Raw genomic sequence first — 21048 nt, 5'->3', positions numbered from 1 at the left:
AGAAGGGACGCCGAAGCGTCCCTTGCAATACATTGCAGGTCTTGCGGATCTCTCGATCGCGACGAGAGAGACGGAAGCCGTGCTCGCCCCAGGATCAGGTGAGTGCGGGCTCCGCCTGCGGGACGTCGATGTCGATGCCTTCGAGCAGCGAATCTCCGCGGTGCGAAGCGGCGGCAGCGGACAGCACGTCGTTCTCGGACTGAATCCGGTTGAGCTCGGACTCGAGGTCCTGGACGCGCTGCTGGAGCCGTCGCATCTCGGCGAGGAGTCGCGGGTCGGAACCGCCGACGTAACCGAGAAGCGCCTTTGCCATGATGGATGGTCCTCCACACTGAGTGACCGACCGAAGCGGTGTGGGTCGTGAGGGAATCGCACCCGCGGTGCTTGGACTTGACTGCGGTTCTTCATGCCAAACAGCTAAGGTGCGCGGGGCTTCCAGAGTCTCACCAAAAAGTTTGACGGTCAACACGATCACGCCCCGTATCCATGGGCAATCCGGGGGCACGCGGCCGCGAACACGGGCGGCGCTGCCTCTCCTCGGAGCCTCGAGGGCGTGGAGATCATCGTTACTTCCGCAGCCTTCCACGCCGGGCGCGAGATGGCAACAGTCGGATCGTTCGAGGTCAGCGCGTGGTTGTCGGCCGACTGCGGGGCGTCACCGGGACCCGGCCCCGCCCGGCGGGCGGGAGGGGTCAGCGGATCGCGAAGCCGTCGTAGCCGCCGCGCACTGTGTCCCAGATCTCGGTGACTCCGTCGACCCGGCCCGGTGTGTCGTCGGAGCGGAGCCACTCGAGCAGACGGTGGCAATTCTCACGCGGCCCCTCGGCGACGACCTGCACGCGTCCGTCGTCCAGATTGAGGGCGAAACCGCTGAGGCCGCCGATCTCCAGAGCATTCGCCCTGGTGAACCAGCGGAAGCCGACTTGCTGTACTCGCCCGCGCACCCAGGCCGTGAGTCGAACATCTCCGTGCGCATCTTCGTTCATACGTGCACGCTAACCGGCCAATTGCTCACGCGGCACTTCGCCCCCATGCGTCATGGCGTACAGTCGCGACGCAATGAGCCTCACCCGTATGGGTTAGTGCGCATTTGATCATTTCGGGCCCGATCGCGGCCCCGGCAATGCGGCCAGGCATTGCCCCCGGCATTGAGGAAGGCACAGCGGATGGGACGCCATCGTCGCTCCGCCGCCGATCCCGCGCCCGCAGATGTCGCGGCGGCGCGGGACGGCGGGACCCGGGGCACATCACGCCGGAAGAAGCGCGGGGCCGTGCCCGTGCGCACCGGGCTGCTCGGCGTCTCGGCCGCGGTGGCCGTGGGCGCCGTGGCCGTCGCGTCGGGCCTGCTGCCCGGCGGCGGTACGTACAAGGTGAGCGGCGACACCGTGGCCGGCGGGCCGGTGCACGCGAGCCGGACGCCGGATGTGCGGGCGCAGGGCGGAGAGTCGGAGAAGCCGACCGCCGCGGCGCCCGCCCCGACCCAGTCGGCGAAGGCCGCGCACACCCCGTCGAGCTCTCCCTCCCCCAGCGCTTCGGCAACCCCGTCCGCGCCCGCGTCCGCCTCCGCGCCCGCCCCGCGCAAGACGGCCGAGGCGCCCGCGCCGGCGCCGCCGAAGCCGGCCGCGCCGTCCGGCGCCGGCACCTCGCCGAGCCTCGTGCCCTCGCAGCGCGCGCAGCAGCCGAGCGCCGAGGCCTCGGCGGCCGCGGCCGTGCTGTCCCTGGTCAACCAGGAGCGGGCGCAAGCCGGTTGCAGGCCCGTGACGGCGGACCGGGCACTGGGCTCGCTCGCCACCGCCTTCAGCGTCGACATGGCGGCCCGCGGCTTCTTCGACCACACCGACCCGGACGGCAGGTCCCCGTGGGACCGGGCCGCGCGGGCGGGCGTCCAGGGCCTGGGCGGTGAGAACATCGCCCGCGGCCAGGCCGACGCCCAGGCCGTGATGGACGCCTGGATGACCAGCCCGGGCCACCGGGCGAACATCCTCAACTGCGAGTACAAGACGCTGGGCGTCGGCGTGCACTTCGGGTCCGGCGGCCCGTGGTGGACCCAGGACTTCGGTTTCTGATCATTCGCCGGGCGCCAGGTGCGTACCGTCGAATGATCAATCCCATCGCTCCATCGCTCGAACGCAATCCCGGACGCGGTATTTGTTCGTACGCGCACGAAAGGGCCCTCTCCGTTTCGAACGGGGAGGGCCCTTTCGTATGGCTCGTATGGCCTTCGTGCGGCCTTTGTTTGGCCGCGTTCCCATCCCGGTGCACGGAATGGGGCGGGATCGGAGGATCGGATCGGATCAGGCGCCTACGGCGGCCTTGCCCGAGAGGAAGACGCGGGTGGTCTCGGCGACGCGTCGGCCCAGGTGTTCGGCGGTCGCGACATCGGCCTTGTGGACCGCCTCGGGGCCCTCGTCGGAGTTGGTCTGGGCGCCGGCGCCGGAGAAGAAGCCGAGCCGGTTGAGGTCGTACTCGGAACCGGTGGAGGAGTTCCAGCCGGGCTTCAGGCCCAGGTTCACCCAGTGCATGCCGTGCTGGGCGGCGAGGGTCTGGAAGAACTGCAGGGTGTGGCCCTTGTCGCCGCTCTTGGAGCCGGAGTTGGTGAAGCCGGCGGCGAGCTTGTCCTGCCAGGCGTCGGTGAACCAGCGCTTGGAGGTGGCCTCCGCGAACTGGTGGAAGGCGCCGGACGCGGTGCCCATGTAGGTGGGCGAGCCGAAGACGACAGCGTCGGAGGCGTCGAGTAGCTCCCACTCGGCCTCGGTGATGGCGTCGACCTTGATGACGTGGACGGTGGCCCCGGCCGCGGCGGCGCCCTGGCGGACGGCCTCGGCGAGCACGGCGGTGTGGCCGTATCCGGAGTGGTAGGCGATCGAGACGACAGGAGTGATCACGGCGGTAATCCCCTCAAGGGCAAGGAAAGGCGGCAGGGCGGATGCGACGGCCGGAAGCGGTTCCGCTGCGGGTGCCCGCTGCGGCGCTGCACCAAGGTAAGCACTAACTTTTGGTTAGCGCAACCTGGGTGCAAGCGCTGTAAGGCGTATGCTGTCCGTCATGGATGACATCTCTCCGAGCGTGGAGCGCACCGCCGGGCCCCGCACCGATGCCGAGGACGCGGAGCTGGCGTTCAACGTCTTCGCCAAGTCCTGCCCGTCCCGGCGCACGCTGGAGGACGTCACGGGGCGCTGGGGCAGCCTGACGCTGGGCGCGCTGCACGAGGGGAGCCTGCGCTTCAACGAGCTGCGACGCCGGATCGACGGCGTGAGCGAGAAGATGCTCTCCCAGACCCTGCACTCACTGGAGCGCGACGGCCTCGTCCACCGCGAGGCGCAGCCGACGAACCCGCCGCGGGTCGACTACGAACTGACCCCGCTCGGGCGCGAGGTGGCCGAACGGCTGCTCTCGCTCATCCACTTCGTGGAGGCCCGTATGCCGTCGGTCCTCGACGCACAGCAGAGCTACGACGCGGCGCGCGGGGCCCGCTGACACTTCGGGCAGAAGTAGCTGGACCGGTTCATCCAGGCGCGCCTGCGCATGATCGTTCCGCAGCGCCGGCACGGCTCGCCCTCGCGGCCGTACGCGTCCAGGGAGCGGTCGAAGTAACCGGACTCGCCGTTCACGTTGACGTAGAGGCTGTCGAAGCTGGTGCCGCCAACCGCGAGCGCCGCGTTCATCACGTCCCGCGCATGGCCCAGGAGTTCGGCCGCCTTGGGACGGTTCAGGGTCGCGGTGGGGCGGTCGTAGTGCAGCCGGGCGCGCCAGAGCGCCTCGTCGGCGTAGATGTTGCCGACCCCGCTGATGAGCGATTGGTCGAGCAGTGCTCGTTTGATCGTGGTGCGTCGCAGCCGCAGCGCCACGAAGAAGGCCTCGTCGTCGAAGGCGGGGTCCAGCGGGTCGCGGGCGATGTGCGCGATGACGTCGGGCAGCCCGTCCTCGCTGCCCACGGCGGTGTCGTGCAACGAGAGCCCGCCGAAGGTGCGCTGGTCGACGAAGCGCAGTTCGGTGCCCGCGTCGTCCTGGAACCGCACCCTGATCCGCAGGTGCTTCTCGTTCGGTGCGTTCTCGGGCTGCACCAGGAGCTGTCCGCTCATCCCGAGGTGCCCGAGCACCGAGGCGTCCGCGTCCGCGAGCGGCAGCCACAGATACTTGCCGCGCCGGTGCGCGACGCCGAACCGGTGGCTCGTGAGCCGGGCCGCGAAGTCATCGCCCCCGGCCAGGTGGCGGCGCACGGCGCGGGGGTGCAGCACCTCGACCTGGGCCACGGTGCGCCCGGCCACCCAGCGCTCAAGGCCGCGCCGGACGACTTCGACTTCAGGCAGCTCAGGCATGCGCGCAGATTACCTCCGGGCCGGCCGGGCGCTCGCGGCGGCCCCGGGTGGGCGGATACGGACGAGACCCCCGGCCGGCGCCACGGGGGCGTCGGCCGGGGGTCTCGAAGGAAGAGGCTGTCAGGCCGCCGAATCGCCGGCGGCGGGAGTCGGCGACCCGCCATCGGCCGCGGCGACGGGGACCTCGGCCCCCGCCTTGGCCCGCTCGTCGGCGTCGGCGCGAATGGCCCGCCACGCCGACTCCGCGGCCTGCTGCTCCGCTTCCTTCTTGCTGCGGCCGGTGCCGGTGCCGTACGAGACACCACCGACGCGGGCGGCAGCAGTGAAGGTCTTCTCGTGGTCGGGTCCGGTTTCGGAGACCAGGTACTCGGGAACACCGAGTCCTTCGGCCGCCGTCAGCTCCTGGAGACTGGTCTTCCAGTCCAGGCCGGCCCCGAGGTTCGAGGACTTCTCGATTAGGGGGTCGAACAGCTTGTGGACGAGCGCGGACGCCGCCTCAAGCCCCTGGTCGAGATAGACCGCGCCGATCACCGCTTCAAGGGTGTCGGCGAGGATGGATGCCTTGTCCCGGCCACCCGTGCCCTCTTCGCCCCGGCCGAGCCGGATGAAGGAGCCGAGTTCGAGCCCTCGGCCCACCTCCGCGAGCGCACGAGAGTTGACCACCGCGGCCCGGAGTTTGGCCAGTTGGCCTTCCGGAAGGTCGGGGTGGGTGCGGTACAGCGTGTCGGTGACGACCAGACCGAGCACCGAGTCCCCGAGGAACTCCAGCCGCTCATTGGTCGGCAGACCGCCGTTCTCGTACGCGTACGAACGGTGGGTGAGCGCACGCACCAGAAGGGCGGACTCGAGCTGATACCCGAGCCGCCCTTCCAGAAGCGTGTGGGACGAGGCCGTGTTGTTGTCCGCCTTTTTGGCGTTGGACTCAGACATCGGGCCTCTCACCAGCCGCTCAGACCTCGAGGACCTGGCGCTTGTTGTAGGTGCCGCAGCTCGGGCACGCGATGTGCTGGAGCTTCGGCTCATGGCAGCGCTCGCACGCAACCAGGGTGGGGACCGCAGCCTTCCACTGCGACCGGCGGTGGCGCGTGTTGCTGCGCGACATCTTCCGCTTCGGAACAGCCACGGCTACTTCTCCTGCTTCTCGGCGGCATCCTGCACGTCAGACGCAGTGCCGCTCATGTTGTCCTTCTCGCCGTCCTGGATGGTCCCGGCGAGTCCCTGCAGTGCCGCCCAACGAATGTCGACGGCGTCATGGTGGTGGTCCGGGTCGTCCGCCAGGCTCGCTCCGCATTCGGAACACAGCCCCGGGCAGTCCTCCCGGCACACCGGCTGCATCGGCAGTGCGAGCACTACCGCGTCACGCAGCAAAGGCTCGAGGTCGAACATGCCGTCCTCGAGCGGAATCATGTCCTCGTCGTCCTCGGCATCGTCGTCCGCGGCTGCCTTGTGGCGGCCCCGGTCGTCGGTGTCGGGGTACGAGAACATTTCCTGGAAGTCCACTTCAACATCCTGCTGAAGCGGCTCCAGACACCTTACGCACTCCCCGTCGGCCGATGCACGGGCGGTGCCTGTGACAAGCACCCCTTCCATGACCGACTCCAGGCGGAGTTCGATGTCCACGGGCCGACCCTCGGGCACGTGGATGACCTCGGCGATGCCGAGATCCTTGGGGGCCTCCACGGTGCGGGAGAGCCGCTGGAGCGCACCGGGACGCCGTCCCAGCTCGTGTGTGTCGAACACGAGGGGATTGCGGTGGTCGAGGCGCGTGCTCAGGGCTCTTCCTGCTTTCGAGATCGTGGAGTGGCTGCCACCGGCTTCGCGCAGCGAATCGGGCAGCTTGGATCGCGGACGTACGCGCGACCGAAGAACCAGGATACTGGACCGGCCGCGATAGACCCAATCCGGTTCCGTTCCCCCCGTACCGCCCCCTCGCCCGGGCGCGAAGCGGCGCCCCGGACCGCTACGGGCGGTGCTGTCCCCGGCCCTGCTCGTAGGCGCGGAGCTGGTCCAGGTCGATCATGCTGGTGTCGAAGAGGCTGGTCTCGTCGAGCGCGCCCTGCTGCGGCTCGTGCTGGGCCGGCACTCCGTACTGCTGCGCGGCCTCCGGAGCGGCGTACTGCTGGTGCGGGCCCTGGTCGTAGGCGTACGGATCCTGCTGTCCGTATCCGTACTGCGCGTACTGCTCCTGCTGCTGGGGCTGCTGGGGCTGCTGGGGCTGCTGGGGCCGCTGATAGCCGTACGGGTCCTGCTGCTGCGGCTGCTGGTAGCCGTAGGGGTCGTACGCCTGGGGCTGCTGCTGGGCCGGAATGTGCGGCTCGGCGGCGGCGTGCGCGGCGGCCGGCTCGGGGTCGGCCAGTTCGGCGAGGCCGGCCAGGTAGTCGGCGTCGCTGGTGTGCTGGTGCAGGCCGCCCGCCGCGTCCTGGGCGGCCATGTGCGCGCCCAGTTCGTCGGACGCGGTCCGGCCGTGCAGCTTCTGGCGGCCCCGGCCGACGGCTTCGAGGGTCTTGGCGAGCACCGCCTCGAAGGCGCCGAGCTTGGCGTCGACGTACTCGTCCGCGCGGTGGATCAGCGTCTGCGGATCGGCGCTGTACTCGGGGGCGTCGTCGTCGGACTGGCCCTGGGCGTCCAGGCCGGGGCCGCGGCCGAGCAGCTTCTCGCGGCCGCGGTCGACCGAGCCGATGGTCTTGGTGAGGACGACCTCGAAGTTCGCGAGCTTGGAGTCGACGTAGTCGTCGGCCTCGGCGCGGATCTCCTCGGCCTCCCTGCGGGCCTCGTCCAGGATGCGGTCGGCCTCGTCCTGGGACTGGCGGGCGACGGCGGTGTCGGAGATGAGCGTGCCGCGCTGAGCGTGCGCGGACTCGATGATCCGCTCGGCCTCCTGGCGGGCCTGCTCGACCATCTGCTCCCGGCCGCCGATCAGCTCCTGGGCCTGGGCGAGCGAGCCGGGCAGGGCCTGGCGCACCTCTTCCAGCATCGCGAGGAGGTCGGCGCGGTTGACCACGCACGAGGCCGACATGGGCATGGACCGGGCGCTGCCGACCACCTCGACGATCTCGTCGAGCTTCTTCTGCACGTCCACCGGTGATCGCCACTCTTCTAACGGATTGGAGACGGACGGGACGACTGTAAGGCCAGTCGGCGCCCGCCCGACACCGGGTGACGCACTGTCAGTGCTCGGCTTTCCGGCCGCTCATCGGCTCACTTCCGCGCGAGCCGGGCGACCAGGGCCTCGTGGACGGTGGCCGGCAGGAGGTGGGAGACGTCTCCGCCCCAGGTCGCGACTTCCTTGACCAGGGAGGACGACAGGAAGCTGTACGTCGGGTTGGTGGGCACGAACAGGGTCTCGACGCCGGAGAGCCCGTTGTTCATCTGGGCCATCTGCAACTCGTAGTCGAAGTCGCTGACGGCGCGGAGGCCCTTGACGATCGCGGGGATGTCCCGCTGCTTGCAGAAGTCGACGAGCAGCCCGTGGAAGGACTCGACCTCCACGTTGCCCAGGTCGGCCGTCACCTCTCGGATCATCTCGATCCGCTCCTCGATGGTGAACAGGCCCTGCTTCGACTGATTGATCATCACCGCGACGTGTACGACGTCGTACAGCCGGGAGGCGCGGGCGATGATGTCGAGGTGTCCGTTGGTGATGGGGTCAAAGGACCCCGGACAGACGGCGCGGCGCATCTGATGTCCCTCGCTCTCCGGTCCGGTCATGGGGTGTCTCTCGGTGCGTTTTCGCACGTGGAGGCGGCGCGACCGTACCAAAGCGTGCCCTCGCCGTAACGACGGGCCCGCAGCGCTTCGAATCCTTCGGGCCAGCCGAATTCCCCGCCTCTGGTGCTGCGCTCCACGGTGACGAGGCAGTCCTCGGTGAGCCAGCCCCCGCGACGGAGTGTGAGCAGGATCTCCCGAAGATCGTCATCGGTGACGGCGTACGGCGGATCGAGGAAGATCACGTCGTACGGCTCGGCGGGCGCCGGGCCTGTCACGATCTGCTCCGCTTTGCCGGTACGCACCTCGGCGCCGGGCAGCTTCAGCGCGGCCACGTTGTCGCGGACGGTGCGCACGGCGCGGGCGTCGGCCTCGACGAGCAGGGCGTGGGCCGCTCCCCGGGAGAGCGCTTCGAGGCCGACGGCCCCGGAGCCCGCGTACAGGTCGGCGACCCGGATGCCGTCGAGGGTGCCGAGCAGCGCCTCCCAGGTGGAGAAGAGGCCTTCGCGCGCCCGGTCGGAGGTGGGGCGGGTGCCGGTGCCCGGCGGTACGGCCAGGCGGCGTCCACCGGCCCGGCCGGCGATCACGCGGGTCATCTCAGTCCTTGTCGGTGTTCATGCGGTTCATGTGTCGGATGTGCTCGCCCCAGTCTCTCAGCCCTTGTCGAGGTACTGCTCGCGGTCCTTGTCCAGCAGGGCGTCCAAAGCCGTGCGAAGGCCCGGCAGGCGGTCGAGGTCGGGGTCCTCGGCGACGACCGCGGCGGCCTCCTCGCGGGCGGCGGCGATGACCTCCTCGTCGTCGATCACGGTGAGCATCCGCAGCGAGGAGCGCACCCCGGACTGGGCCTGGCCGAGCACGTCGCCCTCGCGGCGCTGTTCGAGGTCGATGCGGGAGAGCTCGAAGCCGTCGAGGGTGGAGGCGACGGCGTTGAGCCGGGCCCTGGCGGGGCTCGCCTCCGGCATGTCGGTGACGAGCAGGCACAGGCCCGGAGCGGAGCCCCGGCCGACGCGGCCGCGGAGCTGGTGGAGCTGGGAGACGCCGAACCGGTCGGCGTCCATGATCACCATCGCGGTGGCGTTCGGCACGTTCACGCCGACCTCGATGACGGTGGTGGCGACCAGCACATCCACCTCGCCGGCGCCGAACCGGCGCATCACGTCGTCCTTGTCGTCGGGCTGCATCCTGCCGTGCAGGATCTCGGTGCGCAGCCCCTGGAGCGGCCCCTTGGAGAGCTGGTCGGCGATCTCGATGACGGCGAGCGGCGGCCGCTTGTCGGCGGTCTCGGCCTCCTCGGCCTTCTTCCTGCCCTTGGCGGACTTCGCCTCCTCCCCGTCCTCGGCCAGGTCCCCGATGCGCGGGCACACCACATACGCCTGGTGTCCCTTGTCGACCTCCTCGCGGACCCGTTCCCAGGCGCGGGCCAGGAAGTGCGGCTTGTCCTGGGCGGGGACGACATGGCTGGCGATGGGCGAGCGCCCGGCGGGCAGTTGGTCGAGGACCGAGGTCTCCAGGTCGCCGAAGACCGTCATGGCGACCGTGCGCGGGATGGGGGTGGCCGTCATGACGAGCAGATGCGGGGGCTGTTTGCCCTTGCCGCGCAGGGCGTCGCGCTGCTCGACGCCGAAGCGGTGCTGTTCGTCGACGACGACCAGGCCCAGGTCATGGAAGCGCACCTTGTCCTCGATCAGGGCGTGGGTGCCGATGACCAGGCCCGCTTCGCCGGTGACCAGGTCGAGCAGGGCCTGGCGCCGGGCGGGCGTCCCCATGGAGCCGGTGAGCAGGACGACCTTGGTGCCCAGCTCGGCGCCGCCCAGCATGCCGCCCTGGGCGAGGTCGCCCATCATCTCGGTGATGGAGCGGTGGTGCTGCTGGGCGAGGACCTCGGTGGGCGCGAGCATCGCGGCCTGTCCGCCGGAGTCGACGACGGCGAGCATGGCGCGCAGCGCGACCATCGTCTTGCCCGAGCCCACCTCGCCCTGGAGCAGCCGGTGCATCGGGTGTTCGGTGGCCAGGTCGTCGAAGATCTCCTCGGAGACCTTCTCCTGGCCCTCGGTGAGGGTGAAGGGGAGGTTGGCGTCGAAGGCGTCGAGCAGGCCGCCGGGGGCGGGTCGCCTTGCCACGGCCGGGAGTTGACCGTCCGCGTGGCGGCGGCGGGCGAGGGCCACCTGGAGGACGAAGGCCTCGTCCCATTTCAGGCGCTCGCGCGCGTCCTCGATGTCGGCCCTGCTGTGCGGCCGGTGGACCTTGAGCAGGGCCTCGGGCAGCGAGACGAAGCCGCGGCCCTCGCGCAGAGCTTCCGGGAGCGGGTCGACGGCCTCCTGGGCGCTGGGCAGGACCGCGTCGACCGCCTTGGCGATCTTCCAGGACTCCAGCCCCTTGCAGGCCGGGTAGATCGGGATCAGGGCGCCCGCCCACGAGTCGATGTCCACGGCGTCGCCGTCCTCGGCCGCGTCCGTGCCGAGCTTGGCGTAGGTGGGGTGGGCGAGCTGCATGCGCCGGTTGAACATCGACACCTTGCCGGCGAACATCGCCCGGCTGCCGGGCAGCAGTTCCTTGTGCGGCTTGTGGATGCCGCGCCCGAAGAACACCAGCTGGAGCCGGCCGCTGCCATCGGTGATGGTGATCTCCAGGCGCTGGCCGCGTCCTCCGTTGAAGGTGTGCACCCGCGCGTCGGCGACCTGGGCGACGACCGTGACGTCCTCGTCCAGGGGCAGCTCGGCCAGCTTGGTGAGCTGGCCCCGCTCCTCGTACCGCCGCGGGTAGTGGTGCAGGAGGTCGCCGACCGTGTGCAGGTCGAGGTGCTCGGCCATCACCTTCGCGGTGGGTCCGCCGAGCAGGTTCTTCAGTGGTTCTTCGAGCGCAGGCACGCGATCCATTGCACACCACCGGACTGACAGCCCGCCAAAGCCTGTGGATAACCGCTGGTCACACCCGCGCCGCCGGCCCCAGGACGACGCCCTCCCCCACTCCGGCCGCCGCCTCCCCTCGTACGGGATCCGCTCTACCCGCGCCCCCACCGGCGCCGCGGAGGCGGGCGGCCGGGGCGACGGCGGCGGCCCTGGGCGGCGGGGCGCATGAGCCCGGCAGCCTCCGACGGCCATCCTCAACGACCGCCCCCGCCAAGGGTGTTGCTACTCCACGCCGATGAACAGCGGGACCCCTTGGTGGCCGCCCTCGTACACGACGGTGTCGACCGCCAAGTGGGCCTTGCCGACGTGGTTTTCGAGGGTGGCGGCCAGGTCCGGCGGGGCGTCGGCGGACAGGACCAGGGTGACCAGTTCGCCGCCCGCCGCCAGCATCCGGTCGAGGACGGTGCGGGCGGTGCCGGCCAGGTCCTGGCCGATGACGACGACGTCGCCGTCGATGAGGCCGAGGACGTCACCGGCCTGGCAGACACCGGCCATCGTCCACGACTGCCGTTCGGCGACGGCCAGTTCGGCGTGCCGGGTCGCGCCGGCGGCGGAGGTCATCGCGACGACGTCCTCGTCGAAGCGCCGGTCGGGGGCGTGCACGGCGAGCGCCGCGATGCCCTGGACGGCGGCCCTGGTCGGGATGAGCGCGACGCGGATCCCCTCGGCCCTGGCCTGCTCGACGGCGGCCGCGGCCGTGTGGCGCAGCTCGGCGTCGTTGGGCAGCAGTACCACCTCGCGGGCGTGCGCGCGCCGGATCGCCTCGACGAGTTCCCCGCTGGCCGGGGCCTCGCCGGGGCGGGTCAGCACGGTCGTCGCACCGGCCTCGGCGCACAGCGCGGCCAGCCCCTCGCCGGGCACGACGGCGACGACGGCCCGCTGGACCTGTTCCCTGGGCGGCTCGACGGCGGCCTGCTGCGCGAAGTGCGTGATGCGGATCCGGTAGGGCCGGCCCGCCTCCACGGCGGCCTCCACTGCGGCCCCGGCGTCGTCGACGTGGACGTGGACGTTCCACAGCCCGTCGCCGCCGACGATGACCAGTGAGTCGCCGAGCCGGTCGAGCTTGGCCCGCAGCCGGTCCACCGCCGCGTCGTCGGCCTCCAGGAGGTGGATCACCTCGAAGGCGGGGCCCGCGGCGGCGGCCTCGGCCGGGCAGTCCCCCGCCGGCACGGGTACCAAAGCCTCGCCGCGCACCACGGGAGCCTCTCCGGAGAGGGCCTGGACCAGGGCGCCGAGCACGGTCACCAGGCCCCGCCCGCCCGCGTCCACCACGCCGGCCCGGCCGAGCGCGGCCAGCTGGGAGGGCGTCGCGTCCAGGGCGTCACGGGCGCCCGCGTAGGCGGCCTGGGCCACCGCCGCCGGAGTGCCGTCGGCGTTGCGGGCCGCCTTCGCCGCGGCGGTGGCCACGGTCAGGACGGTGCCCTCGACGGGGTGGGCGACCGCCCGATAGGCCGCGGAGGCGGCCCTGCCCAGCGCCTCGGCCAGATCGCCGTCGCCGGCCGCGACGACTTCCGCCATGCCCCGCAGGAGCTGGGCCAGGATCGTGCCGGAGTTGCCGCGGGCGCCGATCAGCGCGCCGTGCGCCATGGCCCGTACGACATCGGCGGTGGGCGGGACGCCGTCGTACACCGGGGGTTCGGGGTAGGCGGCGAAGACGGCCTCGACGGCCTGGGCGGCGGACTCCATCGTCAGGTAGAGGTTCGTGCCGGTGTCCCCGTCCGCGACCGGATACACGTTGATCGCGTCGATCGCCTCGCGGTCCCGGCCCAGCGCGTCCAGCGCCAGCGCGCACCAGCCGCGTACCGCGACGGCATCGAGGGTCTGCGGCACCTGGTGGTCCTCCTTGCGGACGGCGAGCGGATGAAGCGCAGGGTAGACCCGGCGGGGGCCCGGGCCGGGGGCCGGGGCGGGGGCGGCCGAGACCGTGGTAGTTTCGTATCTCCGGAGCAGGCGTTGTATGCTGCTTCGGTTGCCCGGCGAGAGTCGGGCCAATTCCCCCGGCAAGCCACTTCAGATCTCTGATTCCGGTGCGCCGGATTTCACTGTAAGTGCATTTAATGCATCTGAAGCTTTTGGAGTGACCCGTGGCTGCCAACTGCGACGTCTGCGGCAAGGGGCCGGGCTTCGGCAACAACATTTCGCACTCGCACCGCCGTACGTCCCGTCGCTGGAACCCGAACATCCAGCGCGTGCGTGCCGTGGTCGGTCGGACGCCGAAGCGGCTCAACGTCTGCACCTCGTGCATCAAGGCCGGCAAGGTCTCGCGCTAATTGCGACGTCTGTCGTAGCGCAGCCCCTGCGGTTGCCTTGAAAAGCCGGTCCACCTCGGTGGACCGGCTTTTTGCCGTACCCGGGCACGGCCCCCTTGATCGACTTGATCGACCGATCAGCGAAAGCGCCAGCCGTGGTCGACCGGACCGATCCCCGCGCCGAGCGCGAACCCGGCGGCGATGGCGCCGGTGACGTACTCCTTGGCGGCGCCGACCGCCTCCGGGACCGCGAGCCCCCGGGCGAGGCCCGAGGCGATGGCCGAGGCCAGCGTGCAGCCCGTGCCGTGAGTGTGCCGGTTGTCCAGGCGCGGCGCCCGCAGCCAGTGCTCCTCGGTGCCGTCGGTGAGCAGATCGACGGCCTGGTTCCCGCCCGCCCGCCCTGGGTCCCCGGGCAGGTGGCCGCCCTTGATCAGCGCCCATCGCGGCCCGAACTCCAGGATCGCGCCGGCCGCGCGCCGCATCCCGTCCTCGTCCTCGACCAGGACGCCGGTGAGCTGGGTCACCTCGTCCAGGTTGGGGGTGGCGACGGTCGCGGCGGGCAGCAGCCGGGTGCGTACGGAGTCGAGGGCTTCGGCGGCGAGCAGCGGGTCGCCGTGCTTGGAGACGCCCACCGGGTCCACGACGACGGGGGCCGCGGTGGCGGCGAGCAGCTCGGCGACCGCCTCCACCAGGGCCGCCGATGACAGCATGCCGGTCTTGACGGCCTGGACGCCGATGTCGTCGACGACGGCCCGGTACTGGGCCCGCACCGCCTCCACCGGCAGCTCCCAGGCGCCCTGGACGCCCAGCGAGTTCTGCGCGGTGACGGCGGTGATCACGCTCATGCCGTGCACGCCGTGCGCCAGCATCGTCTTGAGGTCGGCCTGGATGCCCGCGCCGCCGCCGGAGTCGGATCCGGCGACGGTGAGCACGGTGGGGATCACTCGGGATCGTCCCCGAAGTGGTCCCAGCCGCCCTTGCTGGTCCAGGGCGCCCCGTCCACGGTGACGGTGGGCAGCGCGGACGGGTTGAGGACCTCGCCGATGACCCTCCAGCGGGCGGGCAGCTTCACGTCCGGCGGGAACGTCGCCACGATCGCGTGGTCCTCGCCGCCGGTGAGCACCCACTGCAACGGGTCGACGCCCACGGCCTGGCCGATGTCGCTCATCTGCGTCGGGATGTCGATGAGACCGGAGCGCAGATCGATGCGGACCTTGCTGGCCTCGGCGATGTGGCCGAGGTCGGCGACCAGGCCGTCGCTGACGTCGGTCATGGCGGTGGCGCCGAGCCCGGCCGCCGCGGGGCCCGCGTGGTACGGGGGTTCGGGGCGCCGGTGCGCCTCGACGAAGGCGCGCGGTGAACGGAAGCCGCGCGAGAGGACCGCGTAGCCCGCCGCCGACCAGCCGAGCCAGCCCGTCACGGCCACGACGTCGCCGGGCTGGGCGCCGGCCCGGGTCACCGGCTCGTGGTTGCGCAGGTCGCCGAGCGCGGTGATCGCCACGGTGATGGTGTCCCCGCGCACCACATCGCCGCCGACCACGGCAGCGCCCGCCACCTGGCACTCGTCGCGGATGCCGTCCATCAGCTCGGTGGGCCAGGTGACCGGCAGCTCGGCCGGCACCACCAGGCCGAGCAGCACCGCGGTCGGCACCGCGCCCATGGCGGCGATGTCGGCCAAGTTCTGCGCGGCGGCCTTGCGCCCCACGTCGTACGCCGTCGACCAGTCGCGGCGGAAGTGCCGGCCCTCCAGGAGGATGTCCGTGCTGGCGACCACCCTGCGGTCGGGTGCGGTCACGACCGCGGCGTCGTCGCCCGGCCCCAGCCGGACCGCGGGGGTGGAGGTGAGCCGGGAGGTCAGCTCCCTGATGAGCCCGAACTCCCCCAACTCGCCCACAGTGCCTTTCACCGTGTTCCACCTCTCATCTTCGTACCTCTTCTGCCCCCGTGCGCTTGCGGTCGCGAGCCGTCACGGGCGTGGGTACCGTCAACACATACGTCAACTTCGTGGCCGCTCTCGCCGCGCGGCTCGAGCGGCCGGTCGCGCGGGTCTCCCCGTCGCGCGGGGCGACGCGGTACCGTGGCGTCTCTTTCTCTCCCCCACATGATCCTCGTGGCCGCCCTGGAGGTTCCGTGGTACAGGCGTACATCCTCATTCAGACCGAGGTGGGCAAGGCGTCGACAGTCGCCGAGGCCATCGCAGAGCTCGCGGGAGTCATCCAGGCCGAAGACGTGACCGGGCCCTACGACGTGATCGTGCGGGCCCAGGCCGAGACGGTCGACGAACTCGGTCGCATGGTGGTCGCCAAGGTCCAGCAGGTGGACGGCATCACAAGAACGCTGACCTGCCCGGTCGTCCATCTGTAGCCCCCGCTTACCCTGGGCCGGTGACTTTCTCTCGCCGCCGGCCGCTGCTCGTCCTGCCCGCGGTCGCCGTCCTGGCGGCCGCGGGCTGTTCTTCGTCCGACGCCACCGCGAAGGTGGCGGTTCCCTCGCCCCCCGCGAAGGAGGCCGCCGCCTGCACGGCCCTGGACGGACTCCTGCCCGACACCGTGGCCAGACAGAAGCGGCACGACCCCACCCCGAACTCGCCGCTGACGGCCCGCTGGGGGGACGGGGACGCGGAGATCGTACTGCGCTGCGGGATCCCGCGCCCCGAGGAGATGTCGGATCCGACGCTTCCGGGCATCGGTGTGGGCGGCGTCGACTGGACGGTGCAGAAGCGTGACCAGGGCCCCCGCTTCATCACCCAGTACCGGGACCCCTACGTGGAGATTCTGACGGGGACCCGGTACACCAACGACGCGTCCCTGCTCCAGGCCTTCGCCACCCCCGTGGACGAGGCCATCCCCAAGACCGTCTGACGGGACCGGCACGTCCGGCACGTGCCGCGCGGCTTCGCGGGGTGCGGGCGGCCGCCGGGCATCGGCCTCCCCCGCCCGCCCCGCTCCCGCCGTTGTGCCGCGAAGCGCTCAGCGCAGGCCCGTGGGCCGGCGCAGCGCCGCCTGGATGAGCTTGTCGACCAGGTCCGCGTACTCGACGCCGCTCTCCTGCCACATGCGCGGGTACATCGAGATCGGCGTGAAGCCCGGCATCGTGTTGATCTCGTTGATGACGAACCCGCCGTCGTCCTGGAGGAAGAAGTCCGCGCGGACCAGGCCCTCGCAGGAGGCGGCCTCGAAGGCCGCGACGGCCAGGCGCTGCACCTCGGCGGTGGCCTCGTCGCCGATCGGCGCGGGCACGAGGCCGGCCGCCGAGTCGATGTACTTGGCCTCGAAGTCGTAGAACTCGTGGGCGGTCACCGGCGGGATCTCGGCGGGCACGCTCGCCCGCGGCCCGTCCTCGAACTCCAGGACCCCGCACTCGATCTCGCGGCCGCGCAGCAGCGACTCGACGAGGAACTTGGGGTCGTGGCGGCGGGCCTCGGCGATGGCCTCGTCCAGGCCCTCGAAGGAGTCCACCTTGGTGATGCCGAACGAGGAGCCGGCCCGGGAGGGCTTGATGAACAGCGGCCAGCCGTGCTCACCGGCGAAGTCGGCGATGCGCTGGCGGGCGCCCTTCTCGTCCTGCTCCCACTCGCGCGGACGCACCACGAGGTAGGGGCCGACGGGCAGCCCGAAGGAGGTGAAGACGCGCTTCATGTACTCCTTGTCCTGGCCGACGGCGGAGGCGAGGACGCCCGCGCCGACGTAGGGGATGCCGGAGAGTTCCAGGAGGCCCTGGAGGGTGCCGTCCTCGCCGTAGGGGCCGTGCAGCACCGGGAAGACGACGTCGACCTCGCCGAGCGCCTTGGGCACCGAGCCGGGCTCGCTGTAGACGACTTCGCGGCTGCCCGGGTCCACGGGCAGCACCACGCCGCCCTCGGGGGACTCGGCGAGCTCGTCGACGCTGGGGGTGCGCCGGTCGGTGATCGCCATGCGCTCCGGGTCGTCGGCGGTGAGCGCCCAGCGGCCGTCCGTCGTGATGCCGATGGGCAACACGTCGTACTTCGTACGGTCGATGGCGCGCAGCACCGCGCCCGCGGTCACGACCGAGATGCCGTGTTCCGAACTGCGACCGCCGAACACGACGGCCACCCGCGGCTTGCGGAGCTGCTTCTCAGGGCTCTGGGGGAGGTTCTCGCTGCTCATATCGCGTTGAGAGTACCCGTTCGAGGCGCCCGGTCCACGGCCGCGGGCCCGGCGCGGTCAGCGGCGCTCGGCCTTGGCGCTGCGCGACATGAGCTCCTTGAGCGCGACGACCGGCGGCTTGCCCTCGTGGACGATGCCGACGACGGTCTCCGTGATGGGCATGTCGACGCCGTGCCTGCGGGCCAGATCCAGCACGGATTCACAGGACTTGACGCCCTCGGCGGTCTGCTTGGTGACCGCGATGGTCTCCGCCAGCGTCATGCCCTTGCCGAGGTTGGTGCCGAAGGTGTGGTTGCGCGACAGGGGCGAGGAGCAGGTGGCGACGAGGTCGCCGAGGCCCGCGAGCCCGGAGAACGTCAGCGGGTCGGCGCCCATCGCGAGCCCGAGCCGGGTGGTTTCGGCGAGGCCGCGGGTGATGAGCGAGCCCTTGGCGTTGTCGCCGAGCCCCATGCCGTCGGCGATGCCGACGGCGAGCCCGATGACGTTCTTGACGGCGCCGCCCAGTTCGCAGCCGACGACGTCGGTGTTGGTGTACGGGCGGAAGTACGGGGTGTGGCAGGCGGCCTGGAGGCGCTGGGCGACGGCTTCGTCGCGGCAGGCGACGACGGCCGCGGCCGGCATCCGGTGGGCGATCTCCCTGGCCAGATTGGGCCCGGTGACCACGGCGACGCGGTCCTCGGGGACCTTGGCGACCTCGGCGACGACCTCGCTCATCCGCTTGGCGGTGCCGAGTTCGACGCCCTTCATCAGGGAGACCAGCACGGTGCCGGGGGCCAGCAGGGGCGCCCACGCGGCGAGGTTGTCGCGCAGCGTCTGGGAGGGGACGGCGAGCACCGTGAAGTCGGCGCCGGCCGCGGCCTCGGCGGGGTCGGTGGTGGCCCGTACGGAGGCGGGGAGTTCGATGCCGGGCAGGTAGTCCGGGTTGGTGCGGGTGGAGTTGACCGCTTCGACGAGTTCGGGGCGGCGGGCCCACAGGGTGACGTCGCACCCCGCGTCGGCGAGGACCATGGCGAACGCCGTGCCCCACGAACCGGTCCCGAACACCGCTGCCTTGGTGGTGCCTTGTGTCACTTGGTGCCCTCTCCGGCGGCCTCTCGGCGCTGGCGCGCGCGGACCTCGCGCAGATCGTACGGTTTCTCGGGGGCCTGCTCGCCCCGCAACTCCTCCAGGAGGGACGTGATCGCGGCCATGATGACCTCGGTGACCTCCTTGAGCACGTCGGGCGTCGGCTCCTTGTCGTAGAACCGGTCGAGGTCGACCGGTGGACCGGCCTTCACCTGGAGCGTCTTGCGCGGGAAGAAGCGGACCTTCTTCTCCTTGGCGTACGGCGGCATCGCCAAGTTGGCGCCCCACTGGGCGACCGGGATGACGGGCGCCCGGGTCATCAGGGCGGCCCGCGCGACGCCGGTCTTCGCGGTCATCGGCCACTGGTCGGGATCGCGGGTGAGAGTGCCCTCGGGATAGAAGGCGACGCATTCACCGCGTTCGACGGCGTCCACGGCGGCCCGGAAGGCGCCGACGGCGTTGGTGGACTCGCGATAGACGGGAATCTGGCCGGTGCCGCGCAGCAGGGTGCCGATGACGGGGGTCTTGAAAAGCGCCGCCTTCGCCAGGAATCGGGGCACTCGTCCGCTGTTGTATTGGAAATGGCCGTACGAGAACATGTCCAGATACGAGTTGTGATTGATGGCGGTGATGAATCCGCCGTCGGCCGGAATGTTCTCCATTCCCTGCCAGTCCCGCTTGAACAGAACGACCAGCGGTGGCTTTGAGATGACCGCCGCCAGGCGGTACCAGAAGCCGATTCTGCGGCGGGACACTCGGACACCTTCCTCTTGGACCCCGGCCGGGCCACAGCGGGACCCGGGGGAACTGACCCTGCGCGGCAGCCGGGGGCACGTGTCGCCCCGGCCCCCTGGTCTGTCGAGAACACCGTACGCCCCGGTCCGGACACCGGCCCTCCGGGCGGGGGACAATGGAGCCCGCCGCCGCCCGGCCCACCCGGAGCGGCGCCCGCAGGGAGGGGACACCACGAACACCGCCACAGCCGCCCGCTGGTCCCTCGTCATCCCGCTGAAGCCCTTGGCACTGGCCAAGAGCAGGCTGGCAGCGGCCGTCGGCGAGGAGCTCCGCCCCCGCCTGGCGCTGGCGTTCGCGCTGGACACGGTGGCGGCGGCGCTGCGCTGTCCCGCGGTGCGCGATGTGGCGGTCGTCACGGACGACCGGTCGGCGGCCGCCGAACTGGCCGCGCTCGGCGCGCGCCTCGTGCCCGACTCCCCCGCCGCCGGCCTCAACGCGGCGCTGGCGCACGGCGCCTGGCGGGCCCGCACCCGGCGCCCCGGGGCCCCGGTCGCCGCCCTCAACGCGGATCTTCCGGCGCTGCGCCCGGCCGAGCTGGGCCGCGTACTGGCCGACGCGGAGAGCTTTCCGCGTGCTTTTCTCGCGGATGCCGCGGGAATCGGCACGACTTTCCTTTCGGCGCTGCCCGGCCAGGATTTGAATCCGGCTTTCGGTGGTCCTTCGCGGGCCGCCCACACGGCTTCGGGGGCCGGTGAAATCCTGCTCGCCGGCGTGGACTCGGTCCGCGCGGACGTGGACACGGGCGCCGATCTGCACACCGCCCTGTCCCTGGGGGTGGGTCCGGCGACCGCGGCGCTGCGGGGCGCCCTGGACCCCGTACGGGGGCATTAGGCTGGCCGGTATGCAGGCGACCGCGTACACATACGACTCCGAGACCCGCAGCGGCAGTGTGCTGCTCGACGACGGCACCCCCGTGGACTTCGGGGCCGCGGCCTTCGACGCGGGCGGTCTGCGGCTGTTGCGGGCCGGGCAGCGGGTACGTATCGAGACCGAGGGCTCGGGAGACGGGCTGCGCATCACCCTGGTGACGCTCCAGACGTTCTGAGCCCGCCGCGCGCGGGGCGACTTGGCCGGAAAACGGCCGCGGGCCGGGTCTCCCCGAGGGGAGCCCGGCCCGGCGCTTGAGCCTTGCCGCTGAGGACTACTTCTTGCGAGCGGTGGTCTTCTTGGCGGTGGTCTTGCGCGCCGTGGTCTTCTTCGCGGGCGCCTTCTTCGCGACGGCCTTCTTGGCCGGCGCGGTCTTCTTCGCGGTGGCCTTCTTGGCGGTCGTGGCCTTCTTGGCCGGAGTCGCCTTCTTGGCCGCGGGCGTCGCCTTCTTGGCGGTCGTGGCCTTCTTCGCGGTGGTCTTCTTGGCCGCCGTGGTCTTCGCGGCCGTCGACTTCACCGCCGCGGTCTTCTTGGCGGTGGCCTTCTTGGCGGTCGTGGCCTTCTTGGCCGCGGCCTTCTTCACGGTCGTGCGGGTGGAAGTACCGCCCGTGAGGCTTCCCTTGGGGGCCTTCTTGACGGCCACGTCGTTCTTCGGGAGCTTCTTCGAGCCCGCGACGAGGTCCTTGAAGCCCTGGCCCGCGCGGAAGCGCGGAACGGAGGTCTTCTTGACCCGGACGCGCTCACCCGTCTGCGGGTTGCGGGCGTAACGGGCCGGGCGGTCGACCTTCTCGAACGAGCCGAAACCGGTGACCGAGACGCGGTCGCCGGCGACGACCGCACGGACGATCGCGTCCAGCACCGCGTCCACCGCGTCCGCGGCCTGCTGACGGCCGCCGACCTTGTCGGCAATCGCTTCTACGAGCTGCGCCTTGTTCACGTCTTCCCCTTCGGAGACATTGCCTGAGCGAAAGCGTCCAGGCCTTTTCGCACGTTAGGCAGATATATACCGCAA

Annotated in this window: 25 protein-coding genes; 7 read left to right on the top strand and 18 right to left on the bottom strand. The window is 71.3% G+C overall.

Annotated features, from left to right (window positions below; genetic code table 11):
• Window positions 1-94: 94 nt before the first annotated feature.
• Both N4G70_RS33015 and N4G70_RS33010 read right to left on the bottom strand, forming a co-directional pair.
• Window positions 95-313 carry a hypothetical protein gene (locus N4G70_RS33015; protein ID WP_053727915.1) on the bottom strand — a complete coding sequence of 73 codons (219 nt, stop codon included), beginning with the start codon at window positions 311-313 and terminating at the stop codon, window positions 95-97.
• Between the two features lie 379 nt (window positions 314-692).
• Entirely contained in the window at window positions 693-986 is a 294-nt protein-coding gene (locus N4G70_RS33010) for an acylphosphatase (RefSeq protein WP_261716461.1), read from the bottom strand.
• 180 nt (window positions 987-1166) lie between these two features.
• Between N4G70_RS33010 and N4G70_RS33005 the strand changes: the two genes are divergently transcribed.
• Complete coding sequence (locus N4G70_RS33005) at window positions 1167-2066, top strand: CAP domain-containing protein (RefSeq protein WP_261716460.1); 900 nt, start codon at window positions 1167-1169, stop codon at window positions 2064-2066.
• 228 nt (window positions 2067-2294) lie between these two features.
• Here the strand turns inward: N4G70_RS33005 and N4G70_RS33000 are convergent, their stop codons facing one another.
• Window positions 2295-2885: a flavodoxin family protein gene (locus N4G70_RS33000; protein WP_261716459.1), complete on the bottom strand. Its 591-nt coding sequence runs from the start codon at window positions 2883-2885 to the stop codon at window positions 2295-2297.
• Between the two features lie 160 nt (window positions 2886-3045).
• On the opposite strand from N4G70_RS33000, the gene N4G70_RS32995 reads away from it, so the two are divergent.
• Window positions 3046-3477 (top strand): helix-turn-helix domain-containing protein, encoded by a 432-nt coding sequence (locus N4G70_RS32995; RefSeq protein WP_261716458.1) that lies wholly within the window; start codon window positions 3046-3048, stop codon window positions 3475-3477.
• Here the strand turns inward: N4G70_RS32995 and mutM are convergent.
• The 9 genes from mutM to N4G70_RS32950 all read right to left on the bottom strand — a co-directional run bounded on the left by mutM (window position 3450) and on the right by N4G70_RS32950 (window position 12763).
• A complete protein-coding gene (mutM, locus tag N4G70_RS32990) occupies window positions 3450-4319 on the bottom strand; it encodes a bifunctional DNA-formamidopyrimidine glycosylase/DNA-(apurinic or apyrimidinic site) lyase (protein WP_261716457.1) in 870 nt (289 codons plus the stop codon). The two genes, N4G70_RS32995 and mutM, sit on opposite strands and share 28 nt — an antisense overlap.
• A gap of 120 nt (window positions 4320-4439) precedes the next feature.
• Window positions 4440-5249: a ribonuclease III gene (gene rnc / locus N4G70_RS32985; RefSeq protein WP_261716456.1), complete on the bottom strand. Its 810-nt coding sequence runs from the start codon at window positions 5247-5249 to the stop codon at window positions 4440-4442.
• A gap of 19 nt (window positions 5250-5268) precedes the next feature.
• Window positions 5269-5442: a 50S ribosomal protein L32 gene (gene rpmF / locus N4G70_RS32980; RefSeq protein ID WP_007493396.1), complete on the bottom strand. Its 174-nt coding sequence runs from the start codon at window positions 5440-5442 to the stop codon at window positions 5269-5271.
• A gap of 2 nt (window positions 5443-5444) precedes the next feature.
• A complete protein-coding gene (locus N4G70_RS32975) occupies window positions 5445-6092 on the bottom strand; it encodes a DUF177 domain-containing protein (protein WP_174248696.1) in 648 nt (215 codons plus the stop codon).
• A 187-nt stretch (window positions 6093-6279) separates the two neighbouring features.
• Complete coding sequence (locus N4G70_RS32970; protein ID WP_261716455.1) at window positions 6280-7398, bottom strand: ATP synthase F0 subunit B; 1119 nt, start codon at window positions 7396-7398, stop codon at window positions 6280-6282.
• Between the two features lie 119 nt (window positions 7399-7517).
• Complete coding sequence (gene coaD / locus N4G70_RS32965; protein ID WP_261716487.1) at window positions 7518-7997, bottom strand: pantetheine-phosphate adenylyltransferase; 480 nt, start codon at window positions 7995-7997, stop codon at window positions 7518-7520.
• A 26-nt stretch (window positions 7998-8023) separates the two neighbouring features.
• Window positions 8024-8620, bottom strand: a complete 597-nt coding sequence (gene rsmD, locus N4G70_RS32960; protein WP_261716454.1) for a 16S rRNA (guanine(966)-N(2))-methyltransferase RsmD — start codon at window positions 8618-8620, stop codon at window positions 8024-8026.
• 57 nt (window positions 8621-8677) lie between these two features.
• Window positions 8678-10900, bottom strand: coding sequence for an ATP-dependent DNA helicase RecG (gene recG, locus N4G70_RS32955; RefSeq protein WP_261716453.1), 2223 nt, complete (start codon window positions 10898-10900; stop codon window positions 8678-8680).
• A gap of 255 nt (window positions 10901-11155) precedes the next feature.
• Window positions 11156-12763 carry a DAK2 domain-containing protein gene (locus N4G70_RS32950; RefSeq protein WP_261716452.1) on the bottom strand — a complete coding sequence of 536 codons (1608 nt, stop codon included), beginning with the start codon at window positions 12761-12763 and terminating at the stop codon, window positions 11156-11158.
• A 254-nt stretch (window positions 12764-13017) separates the two neighbouring features.
• On the opposite strand from N4G70_RS32950, the gene rpmB reads away from it, so the two are divergent.
• Entirely contained in the window at window positions 13018-13203 is a 186-nt protein-coding gene (rpmB, locus tag N4G70_RS32945) for a 50S ribosomal protein L28 (RefSeq protein WP_003957616.1), read from the top strand.
• A gap of 116 nt (window positions 13204-13319) precedes the next feature.
• Here the strand turns inward: rpmB and thiD are convergent, their stop codons facing one another.
• Entirely contained in the window at window positions 13320-14126 is an 807-nt protein-coding gene (thiD, locus tag N4G70_RS32940; RefSeq protein ID WP_261716451.1) for a bifunctional hydroxymethylpyrimidine kinase/phosphomethylpyrimidine kinase, read from the bottom strand.
• Complete coding sequence (locus N4G70_RS32935) at window positions 14123-15088, bottom strand: thiamine-phosphate kinase (protein ID WP_261716450.1); 966 nt, start codon at window positions 15086-15088, stop codon at window positions 14123-14125. The genes thiD and N4G70_RS32935 overlap by 4 nt, the downstream gene beginning before the upstream one ends.
• Before the next feature lie 224 nt (window positions 15089-15312).
• Here N4G70_RS32935 and N4G70_RS32930 point away from each other — a divergent pair, with 224 nt between their 5' ends.
• Both N4G70_RS32930 and N4G70_RS32925 read left to right on the top strand, forming a co-directional pair.
• Window positions 15313-15546 (top strand): Lrp/AsnC family transcriptional regulator, encoded by a 234-nt coding sequence (locus N4G70_RS32930; protein WP_120721180.1) that lies wholly within the window; start codon window positions 15313-15315, stop codon window positions 15544-15546.
• A 20-nt stretch (window positions 15547-15566) separates the two neighbouring features.
• Window positions 15567-16043, top strand: coding sequence for a DUF3515 domain-containing protein (locus tag N4G70_RS32925; protein ID WP_261716449.1), 477 nt, complete (start codon window positions 15567-15569; stop codon window positions 16041-16043).
• 108 nt (window positions 16044-16151) lie between these two features.
• On the opposite strand, the gene N4G70_RS32920 is transcribed toward N4G70_RS32925, so the two are convergent.
• The 3 genes from N4G70_RS32920 to N4G70_RS32910 are packed head-to-tail and all read right to left on the bottom strand — an operon-like array spanning window position 16152 to window position 19129.
• Window positions 16152-17309 carry a D-alanine--D-alanine ligase family protein gene (locus N4G70_RS32920; RefSeq protein ID WP_261716448.1) on the bottom strand — a complete coding sequence of 386 codons (1158 nt, stop codon included), beginning with the start codon at window positions 17307-17309 and terminating at the stop codon, window positions 16152-16154.
• A 57-nt stretch (window positions 17310-17366) separates the two neighbouring features.
• On the bottom strand, window positions 17367-18380 hold the full coding sequence (locus N4G70_RS32915; RefSeq protein WP_261716447.1) for an NAD(P)H-dependent glycerol-3-phosphate dehydrogenase: 1014 nt from the start codon (window positions 18378-18380) through the stop codon (window positions 17367-17369).
• Window positions 18377-19129, bottom strand: a complete 753-nt coding sequence (locus N4G70_RS32910; protein ID WP_261716446.1) for a 1-acyl-sn-glycerol-3-phosphate acyltransferase — start codon at window positions 19127-19129, stop codon at window positions 18377-18379. The genes N4G70_RS32915 and N4G70_RS32910 overlap by 4 nt, the downstream gene beginning before the upstream one ends.
• A gap of 247 nt (window positions 19130-19376) precedes the next feature.
• Between N4G70_RS32910 and cofC the strand changes: the two genes are divergently transcribed.
• Both cofC and N4G70_RS32900 read left to right on the top strand, forming a co-directional pair.
• Window positions 19377-20000 (top strand): 2-phospho-L-lactate guanylyltransferase, encoded by a 624-nt coding sequence (cofC, locus tag N4G70_RS32905; RefSeq protein ID WP_261716486.1) that lies wholly within the window; start codon window positions 19377-19379, stop codon window positions 19998-20000.
• 10 nt (window positions 20001-20010) lie between these two features.
• Window positions 20011-20214 (top strand): hypothetical protein, encoded by a 204-nt coding sequence (locus tag N4G70_RS32900; protein WP_261716445.1) that lies wholly within the window; start codon window positions 20011-20013, stop codon window positions 20212-20214.
• A 96-nt stretch (window positions 20215-20310) separates the two neighbouring features.
• Here N4G70_RS32900 and N4G70_RS32895 read toward each other — a convergent pair whose 3' ends face one another.
• Window positions 20311-20973, bottom strand: coding sequence for an HU family DNA-binding protein (locus tag N4G70_RS32895; RefSeq protein ID WP_261716444.1), 663 nt, complete (start codon window positions 20971-20973; stop codon window positions 20311-20313).
• Window positions 20974-21048 lie beyond the last annotated feature (75 nt).

It is taken from the genome of Streptomyces sp. ASQP_92 (genome assembly GCF_025399895.1).
Taxonomy (GTDB): Bacteria; Actinomycetota; Actinomycetes; order Streptomycetales; family Streptomycetaceae; genus Streptomyces.
The sequence above is the reverse complement of the archived record's forward strand: the minus strand, read 5'-3'. Positions and strand labels throughout refer to the sequence as shown.

Bases quoted from the DNA above. Each gene is read 5' to 3' on its own strand.
- N4G70_RS33015 (WP_053727915.1), bottom strand. From the start codon at position 313: ATGGCAAAGGCGCTTCTCGGTTACGTCGGCGGTTCCGACCCGCGACTC.
- N4G70_RS33010 (WP_261716461.1), bottom strand. From the start codon at position 986: ATGAACGAAGATGCGCACGGAGATGTTCGACTCACGGCCTGGGTGCGC.
- N4G70_RS33005 (WP_261716460.1), top strand. From the start codon at position 1,167: ATGGGACGCCATCGTCGCTCCGCCGCCGATCCCGCGCCCGCAGATGTC.
- N4G70_RS32995 (WP_261716458.1), top strand. From the start codon at position 3,046: ATGGATGACATCTCTCCGAGCGTGGAGCGCACCGCCGGGCCCCGCACC.
- mutM (WP_261716457.1), bottom strand. From the start codon at position 4,319: ATGCCTGAGCTGCCTGAAGTCGAAGTCGTCCGGCGCGGCCTTGAGCGC.
- rnc (WP_261716456.1), bottom strand. From the start codon at position 5,249: ATGTCTGAGTCCAACGCCAAAAAGGCGGACAACAACACGGCCTCGTCC.
- coaD (WP_261716487.1), bottom strand. From the start codon at position 7,997: ATGCGCCGCGCCGTCTGTCCGGGGTCCTTTGACCCCATCACCAACGGA.
- rsmD (WP_261716454.1), bottom strand. From the start codon at position 8,620: ATGACCCGCGTGATCGCCGGCCGGGCCGGTGGACGCCGCCTGGCCGTA.
- recG (WP_261716453.1), bottom strand. From the start codon at position 10,900: ATGGATCGCGTGCCTGCGCTCGAAGAACCACTGAAGAACCTGCTCGGC.
- N4G70_RS32920 (WP_261716448.1), bottom strand. From the start codon at position 17,309: ATGAGCAGCGAGAACCTCCCCCAGAGCCCTGAGAAGCAGCTCCGCAAG.
- N4G70_RS32900 (WP_261716445.1), top strand. From the start codon at position 20,011: ATGCAGGCGACCGCGTACACATACGACTCCGAGACCCGCAGCGGCAGT.